The organism is Streptomyces sp. NBC_00259, assembly GCF_036181745.1.
Lineage (GTDB): Bacteria > Actinomycetota > Actinomycetes > Streptomycetales > Streptomycetaceae > Streptomyces > Streptomyces pratisoli.
This window is the reverse complement of record NZ_CP108080.1, coordinates 4,758,131-4,779,535: the sequence shown is the minus strand read 5'-3', so window position 1 is coordinate 4,779,535 and position 21,405 is coordinate 4,758,131. Positions and strand designations below refer to the sequence as shown.

Genomic DNA, 21,405 nt, shown 5'->3' with positions numbered 1-21,405 from the left:
TCGGTGGGGCCGATCAGCGTGGCCGGTCACCGGTCACCGGTCACCGGTCAGTGGAAGAAGTGCCGCGTACCCGTGAAGTACATCGTCACGCCCGCCTTCTGCGCGGCCTCGACGACCTGCTCGTCACGGACCGAACCACCGGGCTGGACCACGGCCTTGACGCCGGCCGCGGTCAGGATCTCCAGGCCGTCGGGGAACGGGAAGAACGCGTCCGAGGCGGCGTACGCGCCCGCCGCGCGCTCCTCGCCCGCGCGCTCCACGGCGAGCTTCGCGGAGTCGACCCGGTTGACCTGGCCCATGCCTACGCCGACGCTCGCGCCGTCCTTGGCGAGCAGGATCGCGTTGGACTTGACCGCGCGGCACGCCCTCCAGGCGAAGGCCAGCTCGGCCAGTTCGGCGTCGGACAGCGCCTCACCGGTGGCGAGGGTCCAGTTGGCCGGGTCGTCCCCGTCGGCCTGGAGGCGGTCGGTGACCTGGAGCAGCGCGCCGCCGTCGATCGGCTTGAGCTCGACCGGTGCTGACGGAGCGTCGGGGCAGCGCAGCACGCGGATGTTCTTCTTGCGGGCCAGGACCTCGACCGCGCCGTCCTCGTAGTCCGGGGCGACGATGACCTCGGTGAAGATCTCGGCGACCTGCTCGGCCATCGCCACCGACACCGGGCGGTTGACCGCGATCACACCGCCGAAGGCCGACAGCGGGTCGCAGGCGTGGGCCTTGCGGTGCGCCTCGGCGACGTCGTCGCCGATCGCGATGCCGCACGGGTTGGCGTGCTTGATGATGGCCACGCACGGCTCGGTGTGGTCGTAGGCGGCACGGCGTGCGGCGTCCGTGTCCGTGTAGTTGTTGTACGACATCTCCTTGCCGTGCAGCTGCTCCGCCTGGGCGAGCCCGCCGCCCGCCTCGGTGACGTACAGCGCCGCGCCCTGGTGCGGGTTCTCGCCGTAGCGCAGGACGTTGGAGCGGGCGTACGTGGCACCGGTGAAGTCGGGGAAGGCCGACTCGTCCGCCGGGGCGTACGAGGAGGCGAACCAGGAGGCGACGGCGACGTCGTAGGAGGCGGTGTGCTGGAACGCCTCGGCGGCGAGGCGCTTGCGGGCGGCCAGGTCGAAGCCGCCGGAGGCGACCGCGGTGAGGACGTCGCCGTACCGCGCGGGGCTGGTGACGACCGCGACCGAGGGGTGGTTCTTGGCGGCGGCGCGGACCATCGAGGGGCCGCCGATGTCGATCTGCTCGACGCACTCGTCGGGGCTCGCGCCGGAGGCGACGGTCTCCCGGAACGGGTACAGGTTCACGACCACGAGGTCGAACGGCTCCACGCCCAGCTCGGCGAGCTGCTCGCGGTGCGTCTCCAGGCGCAGGTCGGCGAGGATTCCGGCATGCACGCGCGGGTGCAGGGTCTTGACCCGGCCGTCCAGGCACTCGGGGAAGCCGGTGAGCTCCTCGACCTTGGTGACCGGGACACCGGCCGCGGCGATCTTCGCGGCGGTGGAGCCGGTGGACACGAGCTCGACGCCGGCCTCGTGGAGCCCGCGGGCGAGCTCCTCCAGCCCCGTCTTGTCGTAGACACTCACCAACGCGCGACGGATGGGCTTATTCACCGACATGAACCTTTCGTCCCTCAATGCGGTAGCCGTTACGGGCCAGACGCCCCACGACCTCGACGAGCAGCTGACGCTCGACTTCCTTGATGCGCTCGTGCAGAACGGCTTCGTCGTCCTCGTCCCGGACCTCGACCACGCCCTGGGCGATGATCGGGCCGGTGTCGACACCGTCGTCGACGAAGTGGACGGTGCATCCGGTGACCTTCACCCCGTAGGCGAGTGCGTCACGCACTCCGTGGGCACCGGGAAAGCTGGGCAGCAGCGCGGGGTGCGTGTTCACGATCCGGCCGCCGAACCGGGCGAGGAAGTCCTTGCCGACGATCTTCATGAAGCCGGCCGAGACGACGAGATCGGGCTCGTACCCGGCGGTGGCCTCGGTCAGCGCACGGTCCCACTCCTCGCGGGTCGCGTGATCCTTCACCTTGCAGACGAAGGTGGGGATCCCGGCCAGCCGGGCCCGGTCGAGGCCGATGATGCCGTCGCGGTCCGCACCCACGGCGACGATGTCGGCGCCGAAGCCCTGCGGATCGTCGCTGATGGCGTCGAGCAGCGCCTGGAGATTGGTGCCGGATCCGGAGACCAGGACGACGAGGCGGGCGGCAGCCACGGGGCACTCATTTCGCGTTGCGGTACGTTTTTGTATGGTCGTACGAATGAAAAGAGCCCGGCGATAGGGGAACTCTACGAAGCCGTCGACCGTCAGCAACGATACCGGCACACCGAGCGGCCCCCACGGGACGGGGGCGAGGCCGGGAGGTAGCGTCTGGGGGCAGGGCCCGTTCCAGACGGAGTACCCGCGTACAGACGTACAAGAGGGGAAGACGTTCACCACATGCCGGACCGACGCCGCCGCACGGCACTCCGCCTCCCGCTCTCCCTCGAGCGGGACTCCCTGCTGCTGCGGGAACGCCAGTCCACGGAGCCCAAGGACGAGAGCAACCCGTTCGCTCCTCCGCCGGAGGGCTCGCAGGACCGGCCGTGGCAGCCCCGGCGGGGCTCGGGCGACAACGATCCGGGGCAGGGCTCGGGCGACGACGGCGACCGCGACCGCGAAGGCGGACGTGAAGGCGGGCGTGAGGGTGGGCGCTCGTCCTGGGGCAGCCAGTGGAGCAGCCGCCAGCCGGGCCGCTCCTCGGGCGGCTTCGGCGGCCGCACGGGCGGCCAGAACAGCGGCACCGGTGGCGGTGGAGGCGGCCAGGGCACCGGCCCGGAAGGCGGCGGCAGCCAGGGCACCGGCCTTCGCTGGGACCCGACGGACCCGGTCCAGCGCCGCGCCCGCTATGCGCTGCTCTCGGGTATGTGGGCGTTCTTCTTCGCCCTCTTCGACTTCCCCGAGATCGCGCTGCTCCTCGGCGCCCTCGCGATCTACTGGGGCGCCAGCTCGCTGCGCTCCAAGTCCCGCCGTACCGCGGCGTCCACCGGCGGCGCGACGTCCGCGACGTCCGTCACGTCTGCGGCGCCTTCGGCACCCGCCCCCGCCTCCGCCTCCGCCTCGGCGTCCGAACGGCCGACGGGCAGACCCCAGGTGACGGCCGCGGTGAGCGGCATCGTGATGGCCGGAATCGCCCTCACCATCGTGGCGATGACCTTCACGATGCAGCTGGTGTACAAGGACTTCTACACCTGCGTGTCCGACTCCCTGACGAAGACGGGCCAGCTCTCCTGCAACGAGCTCCTGCCGGAACCGCTGCGCGGGGTCATCGGCGTCAAGGAGTAGCGCGGGACCGCTCACGGGCTACGCGTCGTGCGGCTCCGTGTGCAGCGCCTTCCCGACCGGGTCGTCCGAGTCCTTCACCGGCGGGCCCGTCTCGGCCGCGTCGGCGGGCTCGGCCGGGGCGGCCGCATCCGCCCGGTCCGTCCCGCCCTGGCCGACCGGGATCGGGGCCCGGGGCGAGGGCGCGGCTGCCGGCTCCTGGGGGCGGAGCCCCGAGAGGCCCGACCAGGCGCCCAGACCGAGCAGGCCCACCGAACCGGCGGGCGAGGCGAGCGGGTCGGCCGAGACGGGCGATACAGGCGTTGCGGACCCGTCGGCGCGTCCGTCCGACCCGTCCGACCCGTCCGAATCCGGTGCAGCGTCCTTGGACGGCCCGGCACTCGGCGCGGATGAGGGCTCGGGGACGGCCGGTCGCGGCTCCGGCGCGGACCCGGATTCGGACTCGGACATGGACCCGGACATGGACCCGGACCCGGACCCGGCAACCGGTGGGTCGGCCGGCCGCGGGGGCACCTCGGGCACCGGAACGGCAGGAGCCGAGGGCGAAGGGAAGGGGAAGGGGAACGCCGCCATCAGGCCGCCCGACGCCTGCTTGATGGCCGACCAGCGTGGCACCCGGAGATGGCGGTCGGTGTCGCGGAAGCGCCAGACGTGAAGGGCGAGCGCGACGGGAACGCCGACCGCGGCGGTCCAGAGGAAGGCCGCCGGGCCCGTGAGCCACCAGGACGGGCCGAAGGCGGCCAGGGCCCCCGTACCGAGCGCGCCGCCGGCCGCCGACGCCAGCAGGGCCATGAGGGCGCCGCACACCGCGGCTCCCAGCAGCGCGGTGAGCGCGGTCTCCCGGCGGCTTCCCGGCCCCGCCGTCCGCGCCACCTCCGTTCCCGGCACCGTGCACCACGCCACCGCCGCGCCCGCCGCGAGCGGCATCACCACCGTCGCCCAGCTCAGCGGCGTCCCGGCACCGTTCGCCGGTACCGCGGCGAGCAGCGGGAAGGCGGGCAGCGCCGGGTCACCCGCGAGCCCCAGCGGCGTCGCCGTCGCTCCCGTACCGAGCGCGAAACCGGGACCGAGTCCGTACGCCGCCGCCCACACCGCCGCGTTCGGCATCAGCGCCAGCACGAGCAGCAGCAGCGCGCAGCGCCCCTGCCAGTCGTTCGCGAGCAGCAGGAACGACTCCTGCGCGGCCTCCGCGTGCCACACCAGCGACGCCCCGACGAGCAGCGCGCCGCCCCCGAGCAGCACCGCGACCGCCGCCCCCGCGGACCGGAGCGCGACCAGCACCCGGGTACGGAAGAGGGCGACCCGCATGCCCTCGGGGAGCCAGGCCGGCAGCGGCCCGAGCGGCCGGCCGTGCGCCGTCCACACCCCCGCCGCCGCGGACAGTGTCGCCACCACGGGCAGATGCAGCGCCGCGCTGAGCGGCTTCGCGGCGAGCGCACCGCCCAGCGAGTAGAGCGCCGCCGCGGCTCCGACCAGCAGATATCCGCAGGTCACCCCGCACACCGCCACGGCCGCGGACGGCTGTCGCCAGTCCTCCACCGCCTCGATGGAGTCCCGGGCCGCCCGGTGGGTCAGCACCAGGGGCGCCGCCGCCAGCAGCATCGGCACCAGCCCCACGGGCGCGGGCACACCGGAGAGCGTGTCGGCCCTGACCAGTTCCGTACCGTGCGCGAGCAGCCACAGCCCGGCCGCCACATGGAGCGCGCCGCCCGGTCCGCTGTCCGGATACGGCGAGCTGATCCACATCACCATCACCAGCGCGGCGATCGCGCCGAGCCCGAGCCCCGCCGCGATCGCCCCCCGCACGAGTGAGGTCACCAGCGCGGCCGCGGACCGGCCGCCCCGCACGGCCGCGAACGGCAGGCTGTGATCGGTCGTCTGCGTCACGCGGGCCATGCTCCCAACGACACGCGCTTTATCCGCGTAACAGGAGATTGCTCGCTGTGTCGCTAAAAATACGCTTATGTACTTTTCGGCCCAGTACGGCTCCCCCGGGAGGCCTTCATGACGAAGCGCACCGCGGACAGCACCGAAGCGGCCGCGCCCCCGTTGCCCTCCCCCAAGGAACGACGCAGGCTGCGCGAGGCCAGGGGACTGAGCGAGGAACGGTTCGCGAAGGCCCTGGGCGTCACCAAGACGACCATCAGGTCCTGGGAGACCGGACGTACCACCCCGCGCGGCCGCAAGCGCGAGGCGTACGCGAAGCTCCTCGCCACGGGTGCGACCCGGGACGGCGAAGAGGCGAAGGACGCCGTGCAGGCCGAGGACGCCGTGGACGTCGTGCAGGCCCAGGAGGCGGAATGGGCCGCGGCCCCCGACGTGTCCCCGGCTGCGCCTGCGCCTGAAGCGCCGGGATCCCGGGGAACGTCGCCGGCCGCCCGGCCGGCACGGGAAGCCGGAGAGACTCCGGAAGCCCGGGAAGCGCCGGAGGCACCGCGAACGCCGCCCGCTCTCAGGCCACCCGTGGCGCCCCCGCCGCCACCCCCGGTCACGCCTCCGGCCAAGGCCCCGACCCCGGCCAAGGCCCCCTCCACGTCCGATTCCGCCGACGGGGCTCCGGCCGCCCCTGCCTTCCTCACCGCCGAGCAGGCCTTCGACGACCTCTACGCCCGTACCGCACCCGGTCTCGTACGCCAGACCTATCTGCTCACCGGTCGGCGCCTGCTCTCCCAGGAGGCCGTCGAGCGCGCCTTCCACCTCGCCTGGCAGCGCTGGCCCGAGGTCGCCGTGGACCGGGACCCCGCGAGCTGGGTGCGCATGGTGGCGTACGAGCACGCCATGTCGCCCTGGCACCGGCTGCGCCGCGTCCACCGCCGCCCCGACCCCGACGATCCGGCCGCCCCGGCCACCCGGACAGCCGGGCCTTCCGCTCCCCCCGCTCCCCGCCGGACCACGCTCCGCGAGGCGCTGCTCGGACTGCCGCCCTCGTACCGCCGCACGCTGCTGCTGTACGACGGACTCGGCATCGACCTGCCCGAGACGGCTGCCGAGACCGAGGCCAGCACGCCGGCCGCAGCGAACCGGCTGCTGAACGCCCGCGCCGCCGTCGCCGAGCGGCTGCCGGAGCTGGCCGAACCGCAGGCTCTGCAGGCCGAGCTGGGCGATCTGGTCGCCCATGTCGCGGCGCCGAAGATCGCGTCGGCCCGTAGCGTCCGCGCGGGCAGCGAGCACCGTGCCGAGCTCTGGACCCGCGCCGCGATCGGACTGACCGCGCTGATCCTCGGGGCCGCGGCGATCACCATGGCCGTCACCGAGGACCACTACGAGCCGCCGCAGTCGCCGGGCGAGACGGTCGGCGGCGTACCGCCCCGAGGCGGCCCCGAGCCCTACACGAAGGCGGACTACCGGCTCCGCGGGCAGCTCCGCTCCCATCTCGACACCGGCCCGGAGCGTCTCCTTCCGCTCGCCCGATGACGGCCGGGCGGCGGAACGCGGATGGGCCCGCACCCCGGAGACCGGGGTGCGGGCCCATCCGCTGGGTGCCTGTGAAGGTCAGCCGACGAGGATCTCGCGCGCCAGCTTGGCCGTCTCGGTCGGCGTCTTGCCGACCTTGACGCCCGCGGCCTCCAGGGCCTCCTTCTTGGCCTGCGCGGTGCCGGAGGAGCCGGAGACGATGGCGCCGGCGTGGCCCATGGTCTTGCCCTCGGGCGCGGTGAAGCCCGCGACGTAACCGACGACCGGCTTGGTGACGTTGGCCTTGATGAAGTCGGCCGCACGCTCCTCGGCGTCGCCGCCGATCTCGCCGATCATCACGATCAGCTCGGTCTCGGGGTCCGCCTCGAACGCCGCGAGGGCGTCGATGTGCGTCGTACCGATGACCGGGTCGCCACCGATGCCGACGGCCGAGGAGAAGCCGATGTCACGGAGCTCGTACATCATCTGGTAGGTCAGCGTGCCGGACTTGGACACGAGACCGATGCGACCGGGCTTGGTGATGTCGCCCGGGATGATGCCGGCGTTGGACTGGCCGGGGGTGATCAGACCCGGGCAGTTCGGGCCGATGATCCGGGTCTTGTTGCCCTTGCTGACCGCGTACGCCCAGAAGGCGGCGGAGTCGTGCACCGCGATGCCCTCGGTGATGACGACGGCCAGCGGGATCTCGGCGTCGATCGCCTCGACGACGGCGGCCTTGGCGAAGGCCGGCGGAACGAAGAGAACGGAGACGTCGGCCCCGGTCTTCTCCATCGCCTCGGCGACCGTGCCGAAGACCGGCACCTCGGTGCCGTCGAAGTCGACGGTGGTGCCCGCCTTACGGGGGTTCACGCCACCGACGATGTTGGTGCCGTCGGCCAGCATGAGCTTGGTGTGCTTCATGCCGGTGGAGCCGGTCATCCCCTGGACGATGACCTTGCTGTCCTTGTTGAGGAAGATAGCCATGGTGGTCTGATTTCCCTTACTTCGCGGCCGCGAGCTCGGCGGCCTTGTCGGCCGCGCCGTCCATGGTGTCCACACGCTGCACGAGCGGGTGGTTGGCGTCGGACAGGATCTGGCGACCCAGCTCCGCGTTGTTGCCGTCGAGGCGCACGACCAGCGGCTTGGAGACGTCCTCGCCCTTGGCCTTGAGCAGCTCCAGGGCCTGGACGATGCCCTTGGCGACCTCGTCACAGGCGGTGATGCCACCGAAGACGTTGACGAAGACGGACTTGACGTCCGGGTCGCCGAGGATGATCTCGAGACCGTTCGCCATGACCTCGGCCGAGGCGCCGCCACCGATGTCGAGGAAGTTGGCGGGCTTCACGCCACCGTGGTTCTCACCGGCGTACGCGACGACGTCGAGGGTCGACATGACCAGACCCGCGCCGTTGCCGATGATGCCGACCTCGCCGTCGAGCTTGACGTAGTTGAGGTTCTTGGCCTTGGCGGCAGCCTCGAGCGGGTTGGCTGCGTCCTTGTCCTCGAGCACCGCGTGCTCCGGCTGGCGGAAGTCGGCGTTCTCGTCGAGCGAGACCTTGCCGTCGAGGGCGATGACACGGCCGTCGGCGACCTTGGCCAGCGGGTTGACCTCGACGAGGAGCGCGTCCTCTTCGATGAAGGTCTTCCACAGGGTGACCAGGATGTCGGCCACCTGGTCGGCGACGTCGGCCGGGAACTTCGCGGCCGCGACGATCTCGCGGGCCTTCGCCAGGTCGACGCCCTCGTTGGCGTTGACCGGGATCTTCGCGAGGGCTTCGGGGTTCTCCTCCGCGACGACCTCGATCTCCACGCCGCCCTGCACCGAGGCCATGGCCAGGAAGGTGCGGTTGGTGCGGTCGAGGAGGTAGGAGACGTAGTACTCGTCTGCGATCTCCGGAGCCGTCTCGGCGATCATCACCTTGTGGACCGTGTGGCCCTTGATGTCCATGCCGAGGATGTCGGTCGCGCGGGCGACGGCCTCGTCCGGCGTGGCGGCGAGCTTGACGCCACCGGCCTTGCCACGGCCGCCGACCTTCACCTGCGCCTTGACGACCGAACGGCCGCCCAGTCGCTCGGTCGCCTCGCGCGCCGCCTCAGGCGTGTCGATGACTTCACCGGCCAGCACCGGTACACCGTGCTTGGCGAAGAGGTCCCTCGCCTGGTACTCGAACAGGTCCACGCGCGTCCGTCCCTTTTCCGTGATTCGCGGTTCGTTGTCTGCGTGGGCGTGCCGCGAAGGGCAACGTGACTGCGCTGTCACTAGGGAGGCGTACACGGTGTCCGGGCACGCGGCATGTCCGTCTCGCAGGTTATCCCCGTGGGCCGTGGGGGCCTAAATCGCAGATCACACCGGAGCGGTGATACCGGTCACAGATCGCGCGCGCGGCGGAACTCTGCGGTGACGGGACGGCGACGCACCCGGCACGAGCCGGGTACGGGGACGGGCGGTCCCCACCCCAATGGGAACCGCCCGTCGATGTCCGTGACCCGCCGGTCACCTGCTGCGTGGCGCCGTCAGACGCCCTGGGTCAGCTGCCCGCCCAGGGTGTCGACGTAACTCGGGGTGACCGCGGTGGCCACGCCCTGCACGCCCGAGACGGCGTTGCCCGCGACCGGCGTCGCGGCGACCGTGCCGGTCAGGTCCTGCGTGAACGGCTGTACCTCGGAGACGACGCCGCCCGCGAAGGGGGTCACGTCGCCCACGACGCCGTGGGCGAGGTTCCCGGCGCTGCCGCCGACGCCGTGCACGACCGGGCGAACGTGGTCGACGACGGTCTCGACGACCGGCTGGACCGAGCCGACGACGCCGCCCGCGAAGGGCTGGACCTCGCCGACCACGCCGTACGCGAACGGCTGGACCTCGCCCACGACACCGCCCGCGAACGGGGTCACGTCGCCGACGACACCCGTGGCCAGGCCATCGACGTCACCGACCGCCTGGCCGGCGACCGGGAGCACACCGTCGACCGCGCGGTCGGCGACGGGCGGCAGAACGTCCTGCGCGGTCTCGTCGACGATCGGGCCGGCGGCGGTGACCGCGCCCTGGGCGTAGCCCTGGGCCGCGGCCGGGGTCTGCTCCACCAGCTCGGGGGCGAAGGCGGAGAGCGGACCGAAGAGGTAGTCGATCTCGGCGCCCGCGTCGGGCAGTTCGCTCTCGACGTAGTGGCGGGTCTGGTCCGCGGTGGCGGCGACCGGGGCCCGGGTGGCGTCGTGGGCGGCGCCCTTGGCCTGCTCTGCCGTCGCGGTGGCGGTGCCCGTCACGGTGGCGGCGGTGGCGCTCGCGGCACCCGCGGTGGCCTGCACCGTGGCCTGCGCCTTGCCGGTCACGGCAGCGACGGCCGGGGCCTCGGTGACACCGGTGACGGTGTCGTCGACGGAGTCCACCGCCTGGTCGGCGGTCGAGAGGGAGAGCGAGGGCAGCTCGTCCGCGCTGGCGGCGGCGGTGCCGATGGCCCACATGCCGGCGGCACCGGCCGCGACGGCTATGGAACGGCGGATGTTCTTGTTCATGATCGGGAGTTTCCTTCGGTTTCCGACGGTTTCGGGCAGACCTGCTCCGCCCCCGCGCGGCAGGTCATGAGGCGGGGGAACGGCCTGCCCTATCCGGGAAATTCGAGGATGTCGCGATGCCGGTCGCGGACGTCGGCGCCGGTCGCCGGCTGCCGGGAGCCGGGCACGAGCCCGAAGGCCATGGCGTGCGGGAACCACGCGGCGTGCTGGTCGCCGGGTCGTGGTGTGTGGTTGTCGGCGGCGGTCTGGATCACGCCACCGTGCGGACCGGCCGGAACGTGGCCGGGGTACCGCGGGTACGGACCGCCGCCCAGGCCGTCACCGAACACCGGAGTACGGACGGCCGCGTCGGCGCGGGCGGACCCGGGTGCGTCCGCGACGTACCCGTAGCGGTACTGCCGGTCGGTGGCCGGGACCTTGCCGGCCGCGATGGCGACGGGGGCGGGGCCCGCGGGTGCGACGGGTCGTGGCACGTCGAGCATGCCGGCCGCCGGAGCGCTGCCCAGGGGCAGATCCAGGCCGGGAACGGCCGCTCCGTCGCCCGGCCACATCGGGGCGGGTACGGGCAACGGCCGTGCGGGCAGGCCCTGGACGGCCGGGTCGACCACGTCAGCGACGGGCTCCGTCACATCGGTGACGGTCTTCTCGACGGCGTCGGCGACGGGCCGGACGACCGGACGGACCGCCCGCTCCACCACCGGCTCGGCGACGGGCCGCACGACGTCGCGCACGGCCTGCTCGGCGGCCGGCCGCACCGCGTGCCGTGCCACGCTCTTGACCGGCTCGGCGCTGTCACGGAGTTGCCGGACGGGACCACTGCGAACGGGAGCACCGCGGTCGGCCGCGGCGGCCGACGCCGTGGCCACGCCGGGCCGTTCCGCCGCGTGCGCCTGGCCGCCGAGGACGAATCCCAGCACCGCCAGCCCGCCGAGGAACAGCAACACCGCTGCCGCACGCACCGCATGCCGGCCGGCCGCACGGCGCACGAAGCGCCCGGCGGCAACAGGCTGAGCAGCGGTGACAGTCGAAATGGGACGAGCCCTCCCAGTCGCGGAACATGACCCTCCACGGGCAACAGGGACGATGCTTGCACGAGCCTCCTGGGTTTACGCAAGTCCCTTGTTACTGATGAGTCGCCTTGTCCGGTATGGGCAGTGGCCGCTTCTCGATCGCTGCGGCCATCACCTCGGGGAAGAGGTCGGGCGTGCACGCGAACGCCGGGGCACCCAGCGCCGCGAGGGCCGCCGCGTGCTCGCGGTCGTAGGCGGGGGCTCCCTCGTCGGAGAGCGCGAGGAGGGTGACGAACTGCACGCCCGACGCCTTCATCGTCGCGACCCGCTTCAGCATCTCGTCCCGGATGCCGCCTTCGTACAGATCGCTGATCAGCACGACGACGGTGTCGGCGGGCCGGGTGATCTGCGACTGGCAGTACGCGAGGGCCCGGTTGATGTCCGTGCCGCCGCCGAGCTGGGTGCCGAACAGGACGTCCACCGGATCGTCCAGTTGTTCCGTCAGGTCGACGACCGCGGTGTCGAAGACGACGAGCCGCGTCGCGATCGAGCGCATCGAGGCGAGCACCGCGCCGAACACCGAGGCGTAGACGACGGACGCCGCCATCGACCCCGACTGGTCGATGCACAGGACGACGTCCTTCTTCACGGACTGCGACGCGCGTCCGTAGCCGACGAGCCGCTCGGGCACCACCGTGTGGTACTCGGGCAGGTAGTTCTTCAGATTCGCCCGGATCGTGCGGTCCCAGTCGATGTCCCGGTGCCGCGGGCGGCTGATGCGCGCACTGCGGTCGAGCGCGCCGGTGAGCGTCGAACGGGTGCGGCTGGCCAGGCGCTTCTCCAGGTCCTCGACGACCTTGCGGACGACCATGCGGGCGGTCTCCTTGGTCGTCTCGGGCATCGCCTTGTTCAGGGAGAGGAGGGTCCCGACGAGGTGGACGTCCGCCTCGACGGCCTCCAGCATCTCCGGCTCCAGCAGCAGTGTGGACAGGCCGAGCCGGTCGATCGCGTCGCGCTGCATGACCTGGACGACGGAGCTCGGGAAGTAGGTGCGGATGTCTCCGAGCCAGCGCGCGACACTGGGCGCGGAGCCTTCCAGCCCGGCCGAACGCCTGCCGCCCCGCCTGTCCTGGCCGCTGCCCGCCGCCCCGTAGAGCGCGGCCAGTGCGCCGTCCATCGCGGTGTCCGTCCCGGACAGTGCGCAGCCGGTGCCGTCGGCCGCGTCGCCTCCCAGGACGAGCCGCCAGCGCCGCAGCCGCTCGTCGGGTGCCGTGTCCGCCGGCGCGTCCGGCGTTGCCCTCTGTGCTCCCGGCGCTGTCATACGTGCTCCCCCTCCAGAATCAGCCGCAGTACGGGCAGCACCGCGTCCGCCCGCTCCTCGTCGAGCCCGGCCCCGAATCCGGGCACGCCTGCCTCTCCCCGCGCCGGCCGCCCCCCGGCCGCGGGGCCGCGCCGCACCAGTTCCCCGAGGGTGCGGCGCACGCCCGGCTCGTATGCCGAGAACGTGCGCCTCAGCAGCGGCAGCACATCCGTGAACGCGCTCGCCGGAACGGATGTCAGCCAGGCGTCGACCAGTCCGAGGAGGCGCTCGTCGTGCACCAGGAGCATGCCGCCTCCCGACGCACCGCCGACGAAGCCCTCGATCCAGGCCGCGGCGTCGGCGGGCGGGGTGCCGGGAGAGAGCGCAAGCCCCATCAGCCGTGCGGCCTCGTCCTCGGCGAGGCGGCCGTCGTCCAGCAGCAGCCGGACCGCGCGCCCTCGTATCACCCCGGGCACGGTGTCGCGCAGCGCGAGCTTGCGCAGCACGTCCGCCCAGCGCCCGCTCAACTCCTCGGCCCGCGGCAGCAGTCCGATCGCCGTGTGGACGCCGTCGAGATGCCCCCGCATCTCGGCCGCGCCGTCCGCGTCGAGGCCGGTGCAGGCGGGCGGCAGCCCGACGCAGATCCGCTCGGCGAGCCCGGCCGCCACGTCACCGAGCGCCGCGGTGTCCGTGGCACGGACGTCTCCGTACCGCAGGGAGCGGGCGAGCGCCGGCAGGGCCTGGGCGAGATGGCCGACGTCCGCGTCCAGCGCGGCCCGGTCGGCGAGGGCCTTCATCACCACCGGGAGGGCTTCGGGCAGTTCGGCGAGCAGGCAGCGCTCGGCGAGGGAGGTGACATCGGCGAGCGCCGTCGCCGACACGGCCTGCGCCTCCGCCCTGGCGGTCGCGGCGGAGAGCACCGTGGTGCCCCACACGCCCGCTTCGGCGACCTTGACGTACAGCTCGGGCTCCCAGCGCAGCCGCCAGGTCTCCCGGAAGGTGCCGGTCGAGCCACGCCCCGCCTCCGGCGCGCCCCAGCCGACGCCGAGGAGCCGGAGCCGGTGCAGCAGCCGGCTGCGCGCGGCGTCGGTGTCCTTGCGCAGGTCGAGCTCCAGCTCCCGCTCCAACAGCTCCGGTTTGAGCCGCAGGCTGCGCTGGAGGCGGGTCAGATCGCGCTGCAGCGGGACGGCCGGGGCCGTGTCCGGGACCTCGCCGAGCACATCGCCGGTGATCAGCTTGTCGTGGACGAGCCCGAGCGGAACGTCGGAGCCGTCGCACATCACGGCCCGGATCGCGTCCGTCGTCTCGCCCAGCCCGGCGAGCGGACGGGCCCGCATGGCGGCGAGCGTCGCGGCGAGCCGGACCGCCTCGATGACATGGGCCGAGGACACCATCCGGTCCTCGTCCCTGAGCAGCCCGGCGACCTTCGTCATCCAGCGCTCGACGGGACGGTCCGGGGCGCTGAACAGGTGCGCGTACCAGCCCGGGGAGTCGATCCCCGCGCCGTACCCGCTGTGCCGGGCGAGCCTGCGGTGGGTCCAGGGCACCCAGGTCATCTCGGTCCTGACCTTCGGCAGCCCCTTCAGCAGGGCGCGGTCCGCGGTGGCCGTCGACCTGACGGCCAGCGCCGGCACATGCCAGGCTCCGCAGACGACGGCCACCTCGTCCCCGAACTCCTTGCGGGCGGCGCGCAGCTGGATCCGCATATGGGCCTCGCGGACCAGGTCACGCGCGTGCCCGCCGTGCCCGTAGGTCTCCCGGAGAGCGGCCATGGCCTCGGCGAGCACGGTGAACGGTGCGAACGGGCCGCCAGGGTCCGCACCGTCCTGCGGGGCCGTGGTGCCGCGGTGCTCGATCACGTCCTCCCACCAGCGCTCCGGATCGTCGTAGCCGGCGGCGTCGGCGAGCACGGCGATGGGATCGATCCGCAGCGCGCCCTCTCCACCGTCCGCCTCGTCCTCCCCTTCGCCCCAGCCGGGGTCGGTCGCGGCCGCCAGGGAGTGGGCGGCGGGGAGGTCGATGAACCGTACGGGCACGTCGTGCGCCAGGGCCCAGCGGATCGCGACCCATTCGGGGGAGAACTCGGCGAGCGGCCAGAACGCGGCCCGGCCGGGATCGTCCACGGCATGCGCGAGGAGCGCGACGGGCGGGACCATGCCCTCGTCGGCGGCGAGCGGCAGCAACGCGTCACCCTCGGGCGGACCCTCGATCAGCAGCGCCTTCGGCCCTGCGGCGTCGAGCGCGGCCCGCACCGCCCGGGCGGACCCCGGCCCGTGATGGCGCACCCCGAGCAACAGGGGGCCCTCGGCCGGCCAGGCCGTCGGCGCGGGCGCCGTCCGTGACGTCATACGCTCACCTCGCGGCAGGCGCGGTAGAAGTCCTTCCAGCCGTCCCGCTCACGCACGACCGTCTCCAGATACTCCTGCCAGATGACGCGGTCGGCCGCCGGGTCCCGGACGACCGCCCCGAGGATCCCGGCCGCCACGTCGCCCGGCCGCAGCACTCCGTCCCCGAAGTGCGCCGCGAGCGCCAGCCCGTTGGTGACGACGGAGATCGCCTCGGCCGTGGAGAGCGTCCCCGAGGGAGACTTGAGCTTGGTGCGCCCGTCCGCGGTGACGCCGTCGCGCAGCTCACGGAAGACCGTGACGACGCGGCGGATCTCGTCCGCGCCCTCGGGCGCGGCGGGCAGATCGAGCGAGCGCCCTATCTGGTCCACCCGCCGGGACACGATGTCGACCTCGGCGTCCGGGGTCGCGGGCAGCGGCAGGACCACGGTGTTGAACCGGCGCCGGAGCGCGCTCGACAGATCGTTGACCCCACGGTCCCGGTCGTTGGCGGTGGCGATGAGGTTGAACCCGCGGACCGCCTGGACCTCCTGGCCCAGCTCCGGGATCGGCAGCGTCTTCTCCGACAGGATGGTGATGAGCGTGTCCTGCACGTCCGCCGGAATGCGGGTCAGCTCCTCGACGCGCGCGGTCATACCGTCCGACATCGCGCGCATGACCGGGCTGGGCACGAGGGCGTCACGGCTGGGGCCGTGGGCGAGCAGCCGCGCGTAGTTCCAGCCGTACCGGATCGCCTCCTCGGGCGTGCCGGCGGTGCCCTGCACGAGCAGGGTCGAGTCTCCGCTGACCGCCGCGGCCAGATGCTCGGAGACCCAGGTCTTGGCGGTGCCGGGCACGCCGAGAAGGAGCAGCGCGCGGTCGGTCGCGAGCGTCGTGACGGCGACCTCGACGATCCGGCGCGGGCCCACGTACTTGGGTGTGATCACCGTCCCGTCGGGCAGCGTGCCGCCGAGCAGATACGTGGCCACGGCCCACGGCGACAGCCGCCAGCGGGCCGGACGCGGGCGGTCGTCCGCCGCGGCCAGGGCCTTGAGCTCGTCGGCGAAGGCGTCCTCCGCATGCGGCCGCAGGGCCTCGGCGCCGGTGTCCGCCGTGGTTTCGGGCACGGTCATGGATCCCCCTCCAGATCGTTCGACCGGGTGTGGATCCCACCGTGCACCACGCCACTGACAACGGCCCGTTCCCGCAGGTCAGGGCCGAAGTCAGCGGCTCGGTCGAGGAGTTATCCCGCGAGCGGCGAGACCGCGATGCAGCCGCCGGTGGTCGCGATGCCCTCGCCCTTCGCCTCCTTGATCGCCTTGCCCTGGTAGGTGATCCGGCAGGTGACCTCGGCGCCGGCGGCGTCCACCGCGACCGGCATGACGGCGGGCGGCATGATGCCCTTCAGCGTCACGGTCTTCTTCCACGGCAGCGTGGGCTTCTGCACCGTCTCGATCTTCGGCTCCATGGCCGTGCCGCCGCCCGCGTGGTACTCGATCGAGTCGACGTTCTTGCCGGTGACCTCGTAGGTCACCTCGTACGTGTCGGTCACGGCCTTGTCGACCTGGTCGACCGCCTTGTCCGCGGCCTCGGAACAGGCGGTCAGGCCGAAGGCGAGGCCCGCGGCAGCGAGCGTGCAGACGGCGGTACGGATGGACCGGCGCATGTGGATCCCCCCAAGGATCGTCGGGTTGTCCCCGGCAGCGAATCGCAGAGGAAAGGCAAAGTCAAACCGTTGCGGAGGAGGCGAAGCCGCAGGTCAGAGGCGATTGTCAGTGGTGGCCCGTAGCGTCGTCGGCATGAATCAGCAGGGGGTGCGCTGGACGGCGGAACAGGTGCTGGCTCTGGCTCCTGACGCCGCGTCACGCAAGGCGGGAAGCAAGCTGGGCACGGCAGGCCCGTGGTCCGGGGCGGGCAGCGGCGGCGGTGCCGTCTGGGGCCTGTGCAAGGGCAGCGGCAGCAAGCCGTATCAGACGATCGTGGACACGACGGGCCCGGCGTACAAGTGCAGTTGTCCGAGCCGGAAGTTCCCGTGCAAGCACGCGCTGGGGCTGCTGCTGCTCTGGGCGGGGGACAAGGAGAGCGTCCGGGACGGCGAGGTGCCGGACTGGGCCGACGCATGGCTGGCGGGACGCCGCAAGCGCGCCGCCGACCAGGAGGAGGGGGGCGCGGCCGAGGGGCGGTCCGCGAAGTCCGCCGATCCGGAGGCGGCCCGGCGCAGGGCGGAGCGCAGGGCGAGCCGGATCACCGCGGGAGCCCGGGAGTTGGAGCAGCGGCTGGCGGATCTGCTGCGGGGCGGCCTGGCCTCGGCGGAGCGTTCCGGGTACGGACTGTGGGAGGAGACGGCCGCGCGCATGGTCGACGCCCAGGCCCCCGGGCTGGCCGGACGGGTGCGGGAGCTGGGCGCCGTCCCCGGCTCCGGCCCCGGCTGGCCCGTCCGGCTGCTGGAGGAGTCCGCGCTGGTGCACCTCCTCGACCGGGCCTGGCTCGGCATCGACCGGCTGCCCGAGCCGCTCGCCGCGACCGTGCGCACCAGGGTGGGGCTGACCGCTCCCGCCGAGGGCCCCGCCGTCCGGGACGACTGGCTGGTGCTCGCGCAGTACGACTCGGCGGACGGCAGGATCACCAGCCGGCGCGTCTGGCTGTACGGGCGGGAGACGCACCGCACGGCCCTGCTGCTCTCCTTCGGCGTGGCCGGCCGCGCGCCGCAACTGGCCCTGCCGGCGGGGCTGATGATCGACGCCGAGGTCGTTCCGTACGGGGGCGCGGGGCAGCTCCGGGCGGATCTGGGCGAGCAGTTCGGCGCCCCGGTCCCCATCAAGGCACCGCCCCCGGGCGGCACCACTCAGGACGCGCTCGCCGCCTATGGGGCCGCGCTGCGCGACGACCCGTGGCTGGACTCGTGGCCGGTCACGCTGACGGACGCCATACCGGTGCCGGGGGACGACGGCTGGCAGCTGGCCGACGCGGACGGGCGGTCCGCGCTTCCCGTCGCTCCCGCCGCGCTCTCCCGGCCTGGGCTGTGGAAGCTCGCCGCGCTGTCCGGCGGCAGTCCGGTCACCGTCTTCGGCGAGTGCGGTCACCGCGGCTTCGTCCCGCTGGCCGCCTGGTCCGACGACAGCGCCGAGACGGTCACCCTCACCTGAACGCACCACGGAGGACGCGATGTCCAGCACCACCGGCACCACCGCCTGGGAAGAGCTCGTCACCTCCGCCCTTCTCGGCACCGACCGGCGCACACCACCGGCCGACGTCCTGGCCCCGGACCGGGAGGCACCCGTCGCGCTGCTGGACGCGGCCGCGCTGCACACGGTGCGGCGACGGGCCGGACTGCGGCCCGCCACGGCCCGGCCGAGGCCCGAGCCGGCGCCGCCCGACACCCGCCGGGTGCTGCCCGAAGCGGCCCGGCGGCGGCTGGCGCTGCTGCTGGCCGACCGGGCCGCGCCCAGCTCGGGTGGCCGCCGCGGCACCGCACCGGACCTGACGGAGCTGCTGCCGCAGTGGCTCACCGCCGCCAACGAGCACGGCTACCGGGCGCCGTCGTCCACGCTGCCCGCCCTGCTCGACGCGGCCCGTGCACGCACCGATCTGCGGCCCCTGGCGCTGCGCTTCGCCGGACCGCGCGGCATCTGGCTCGCCCGGCTCAACGCGGACTGGAAGTTCGCCCTGCGCGGGACGTCGGCCGGCACCGCGCTCCCGGGCCCCGCCGACACGGAGGCCGTCCGGCAGCTGTGGGAGGAGGGCCTGTTCGCCGAGCGGGTCGCGCTCCTCGGCTCCCTGCGTGCCCACGATCCGGCGGCGGCATCGGCCCTGCTGGCACGGACATGGGCGACCGAGCGCGCGGAGGACCGGCTGATGTTCCTGGATTCCCTGCGCACCGGGCTGTCCGACGCGGACGAGCCCTTCCTGGAGCAGGCGTTGGCCGACCGCAGCCGCAATGTCCGGGCGACCGCGGCCGAGCTGCTGTCCGCGCTGCCGCACTCCGCGCTCGCCGGGCGGATGGCGGCCCGGGCCGCCGACTGTGTCGGCCTGGACCGCACGAAGCGCGCGGCGGGGATCGCGGTCGAGGCTCCGCACGCATGCGACGCGGAGATGCAGCGGGACGGAGTCGTTCCGACGGCGCCTTCCGGCCGGGGCGAACGCTCGTGGTGGCTGGGCCAGTTGGTCGAGGCCGCGCCGCTTCCGGCCTGGACGGAGCGGCTCGGCGGCCGGACGCCCGAGGAGATCGTCGCCCTGCCCGTCGCCGACGACTGGGGCGGTGAGCTGCACGCGGCGTGGTGCCGGGCGGCGGTGCGTCAGCGCGACCCGGACTGGGCCCGCGCCCTCCTGGGCGCGCCGTCCGAGCCACCGGCGACCGGCCCCGGTACGTCCTCGCTCGCCGAGCGGGCGAAGCTCCTGGCGACGCTGCCCGCGGAGGAACGGGCGGCGTGGGTGGCCGCGTTCATATCGGCGCACGGGCTGTCGGAGGCGTTCCAGCTGCTCGGCGTCTGCGCGGTGCCGTGGGCGGAGCCGCTCGGCCGCGCGGTCGTCGACGCGCTCGACATCGCGCGGGACGCGGGGAGCTACCCGTGGAGTTTCAGCGGTGTCATGGGCCTCGCGGAGCGCTGCCTCGATCCGGCGGAGGCGAGCCGCCTCGACCTCCTCACGGCCACGCCCGACGAACCGGAGGGCGCATCGCCCGGCGCGGGCGGCTACTGGTCCGAGGCCTTCCAGCGCCTCGTCTCCACGCTGCGCTTCCGCGCCACGATGCACACGGAACTCACGCCCCAGGGCGACACCCTCTAGCCCCGGGTGCGGTACCGGCGCGCCCTGTGCCGTCCGTACCGCCTCCCGTACCGCCGTTCGCCGGGGGCGCTACGCGTCGGCCGCTTGCCGCACGTTCGCGTTGACCCAGTCGACGATCGATGTCGTCGTCGCGCCCGGGGTGAAGATCTCCGCGACGCCCTTCTCCTTCAGCGGCGGGATGTCCGCCTCCGGAATGATGCCGCCGCCGAAGACCTTGATGTCCTCCGCGTCGCGCTCCTTCAACAGCTCGATCACCTTCACGAAGAGCGTGTTGTGCGCGCCGGACAGGATGGAGAGGCCGATCGCGTCGGCGTCCTCCTGGATCGCGGTGTCCACGATCTGCTCGGGGGTCTGGTGGAGCCCGGTGTAGATGACCTCCATACCGGCGTCCCGCAGAGCCCGTGCGATCACCTTCGCGCCGCGATCGTGGCCGTCGAGACCCGGCTTGGCCACCACCACGCGGATCGGACCGGTCACACCCATCACTGCCTCCACATACCGCCTGTGCCGCCATTGGCACCTGAGGTGAACGAACGTTATCTACAGCATCCCGCAACCGGCCGTTTCGCGGTGGACAGCGAGGGGGAAATCACACGTGGGACATGTTCGCTACGCGTCGTACCCGCATTCGGAGCCGCACACCCGCAGCCGGGACGATCGCCAGGGGAGCCGCCATTCGGTCGTCGTACCACCGTGCCGCCGGCCGCGCGGCGCGACGGTACGAGGGCGCGACCCGTCGGCAGCCCCATGAGGGCATACGGGGGACGGAGCCGCCCACCCGTGCGCCGTTCGGGAGGTCGGCCATGGGGTTCCTGCCGCTCTTGCGGATACGAATGTCGATCGCCTTGCTGCGGGCCACGGCCCTGGAGCTGGCCATTCTCGCCGGGCATCTGCTCCTCTACCCATCGGGCATCGCTCCCGAGCGCCACGCCCCGGGGCGCCGCACGCCCGAGCGGGCCCCCGACGCGGCGTCAGGGGACGGCGCCTCCGTACTGCCCGCCCAGGGACCGCCGGGCCCGCCCGCCGTTCTCCTCCACGGCTTCGTCGACAACCGCTCCGTCTTCGTCCTGCTGCGCCGTACCCTCACCCGGCCCGGCGGGCGCCATGTGGAGTCGCTCAACTACTCACCGCTGACCTGTGACATCCGGGCGGCCGCCGAGTTGCTGGGCCGCCATGTCGAGGAGATCTGCGTCCGGACCGGCCACCAGCGGGTCGACATCGTCGGACACAGCCTCGGCGGCCTCATCGCGAGGTACTACGTCCAGCGCCTCGGCGGTGACCGCCGCGTCCGCACGCTCGTCACCCTCGGCACGCCCCATTCGGGCACCGGCGTCGCCCCGCTCGCGAGCGCTCACCCCATCGTGCGCCAGATGCGTCCGGGTTCCGCCGTGATCGAGGAGTTGCGGCAGCCCGCGCCGGGCTGCCGGACCAGGTTCGTCAGCTTCTGGAGCGACCTCGACCAGTTGATGGTTCCGCTCGAGACGGCCCGCCTGGAGCACCCCGACCTGATCGTGCGGAACGTCCGCGTGAGCGGCATCGGCCATCTCGCGCTCCCGGTCCATCCCACCGTCGCCACGAGCATCCGCGAGGAGCTCGAGTCGTCGGGTGCGGAAGCCGAGTCCTCCGGCGCGGCCTCGGTGGCCTGAGGTCGAACAACAGTCGAACGTAAAGCCAAAGCTCTGCCCGCAGTTCGCCGAAACACGGCCGAATGCCCGTTTCCCGCTGACCCAAAACCTGCCGAAGATTGTCGGCGTCGCATACCGCCGGG

17 protein-coding genes are annotated in these 21,405 nt (G+C 73.2%); 5 read left to right on the top strand and 12 right to left on the bottom strand.

Annotation, left to right across the window (positions count from 1 at the left end; genetic code table 11):
* Positions 1 to 47: 47 nt before the first annotated feature.
* Both purH and purN read right to left on the bottom strand, forming a co-directional pair.
* The gene (gene purH, locus OG766_RS21735) at positions 48 to 1,604 is read right to left on the bottom strand and encodes a bifunctional phosphoribosylaminoimidazolecarboxamide formyltransferase/IMP cyclohydrolase (protein ID WP_266381814.1); all 1,557 of its coding nucleotides are present in this window, start codon (positions 1,602 to 1,604) and stop codon (positions 48 to 50) included.
* Positions 1,591 to 2,208: a phosphoribosylglycinamide formyltransferase gene (purN, locus tag OG766_RS21730; RefSeq protein ID WP_328726008.1), complete on the bottom strand. Its 618-nt coding sequence runs from the start codon at positions 2,206 to 2,208 to the stop codon at positions 1,591 to 1,593. The genes purH and purN overlap by 14 nt, the downstream gene beginning before the upstream one ends.
* A gap of 225 nt (positions 2,209 to 2,433) precedes the next feature.
* Between purN and OG766_RS21725 the strand changes: the two genes are divergently transcribed.
* Positions 2,434 to 3,318, top strand: coding sequence for a hypothetical protein (locus tag OG766_RS21725; RefSeq protein ID WP_328726007.1), 885 nt, complete (start codon positions 2,434 to 2,436; stop codon positions 3,316 to 3,318).
* Between the two features lie 18 nt (positions 3,319 to 3,336).
* Here the strand turns inward: OG766_RS21725 and OG766_RS21720 are convergent, their stop codons facing one another.
* The gene (locus OG766_RS21720) at positions 3,337 to 5,202 is read right to left on the bottom strand and encodes a cell division protein PerM (protein ID WP_266381808.1); all 1,866 of its coding nucleotides are present in this window, start codon (positions 5,200 to 5,202) and stop codon (positions 3,337 to 3,339) included.
* Positions 5,203 to 5,319: 117 nt separating this feature from the next.
* On the opposite strand from OG766_RS21720, the gene OG766_RS21715 reads away from it, so the two are divergent.
* Positions 5,320 to 6,729, top strand: a complete 1,410-nt coding sequence (locus OG766_RS21715) for a helix-turn-helix domain-containing protein (RefSeq protein ID WP_328726006.1) — start codon at positions 5,320 to 5,322, stop codon at positions 6,727 to 6,729.
* A gap of 78 nt (positions 6,730 to 6,807) precedes the next feature.
* Here OG766_RS21715 and sucD read toward each other — a convergent pair whose 3' ends face one another.
* From sucD to OG766_RS21675, 8 genes are all read right to left on the bottom strand, one after another.
* Positions 6,808 to 7,692, bottom strand: coding sequence for a succinate--CoA ligase subunit alpha (sucD, locus tag OG766_RS21710; protein ID WP_266381803.1), 885 nt, complete (start codon positions 7,690 to 7,692; stop codon positions 6,808 to 6,810).
* A gap of 16 nt (positions 7,693 to 7,708) precedes the next feature.
* Positions 7,709 to 8,887 carry an ADP-forming succinate--CoA ligase subunit beta gene (sucC, locus tag OG766_RS21705; protein ID WP_266381800.1) on the bottom strand — a complete coding sequence of 393 codons (1,179 nt, stop codon included), beginning with the start codon at positions 8,885 to 8,887 and terminating at the stop codon, positions 7,709 to 7,711.
* A gap of 335 nt (positions 8,888 to 9,222) precedes the next feature.
* Complete coding sequence (locus OG766_RS21700; protein ID WP_328726005.1) at positions 9,223 to 10,218, bottom strand: hypothetical protein; 996 nt, start codon at positions 10,216 to 10,218, stop codon at positions 9,223 to 9,225.
* 89 nt (positions 10,219 to 10,307) lie between these two features.
* Positions 10,308 to 11,162 (bottom strand): hypothetical protein, encoded by an 855-nt coding sequence (locus tag OG766_RS21695; RefSeq protein WP_328726004.1) that lies wholly within the window; start codon positions 11,160 to 11,162, stop codon positions 10,308 to 10,310.
* 178 nt (positions 11,163 to 11,340) lie between these two features.
* Positions 11,341 to 12,549: a VWA domain-containing protein gene (locus tag OG766_RS21690; protein ID WP_328726003.1), complete on the bottom strand. Its 1,209-nt coding sequence runs from the start codon at positions 12,547 to 12,549 to the stop codon at positions 11,341 to 11,343.
* Positions 12,546 to 14,876, bottom strand: coding sequence for a DUF5682 family protein (locus OG766_RS21685; RefSeq protein WP_266381787.1), 2,331 nt, complete (start codon positions 14,874 to 14,876; stop codon positions 12,546 to 12,548). The genes OG766_RS21690 and OG766_RS21685 overlap by 4 nt, the downstream gene beginning before the upstream one ends.
* Complete coding sequence (locus tag OG766_RS21680) at positions 14,873 to 15,985, bottom strand: ATP-binding protein (protein WP_266381784.1); 1,113 nt, start codon at positions 15,983 to 15,985, stop codon at positions 14,873 to 14,875. Before OG766_RS21680 ends, OG766_RS21685 begins: the two co-directional genes overlap by 4 nt.
* Before the next feature lie 110 nt (positions 15,986 to 16,095).
* Positions 16,096 to 16,518 (bottom strand): MmpS family transport accessory protein, encoded by a 423-nt coding sequence (locus tag OG766_RS21675; RefSeq protein ID WP_328726002.1) that lies wholly within the window; start codon positions 16,516 to 16,518, stop codon positions 16,096 to 16,098.
* Positions 16,519 to 16,651: 133 nt separating this feature from the next.
* Between OG766_RS21675 and OG766_RS21670 the strand changes: the two genes are divergently transcribed.
* Positions 16,652 to 17,998: an SWIM zinc finger family protein gene (locus OG766_RS21670; RefSeq protein WP_328726001.1), complete on the top strand. Its 1,347-nt coding sequence runs from the start codon at positions 16,652 to 16,654 to the stop codon at positions 17,996 to 17,998.
* Positions 17,999 to 18,017: 19 nt separating this feature from the next.
* Entirely contained in the window at positions 18,018 to 19,637 is a 1,620-nt protein-coding gene (locus OG766_RS21665) for a DUF5691 domain-containing protein (protein ID WP_328726000.1), read from the top strand.
* A 69-nt stretch (positions 19,638 to 19,706) separates the two neighbouring features.
* Here the strand turns inward: OG766_RS21665 and OG766_RS21660 are convergent, their stop codons facing one another.
* The gene (locus OG766_RS21660) at positions 19,707 to 20,120 is read right to left on the bottom strand and encodes a cobalamin B12-binding domain-containing protein (protein WP_266381773.1); all 414 of its coding nucleotides are present in this window, start codon (positions 20,118 to 20,120) and stop codon (positions 19,707 to 19,709) included.
* A gap of 320 nt (positions 20,121 to 20,440) precedes the next feature.
* On the opposite strand from OG766_RS21660, the gene OG766_RS21655 reads away from it, so the two are divergent.
* Positions 20,441 to 21,283, top strand: coding sequence for an esterase/lipase family protein (locus OG766_RS21655; RefSeq protein WP_266381771.1), 843 nt, complete (start codon positions 20,441 to 20,443; stop codon positions 21,281 to 21,283).
* The last annotated feature ends 122 nt before the right edge of the window (positions 21,284 to 21,405 follow it).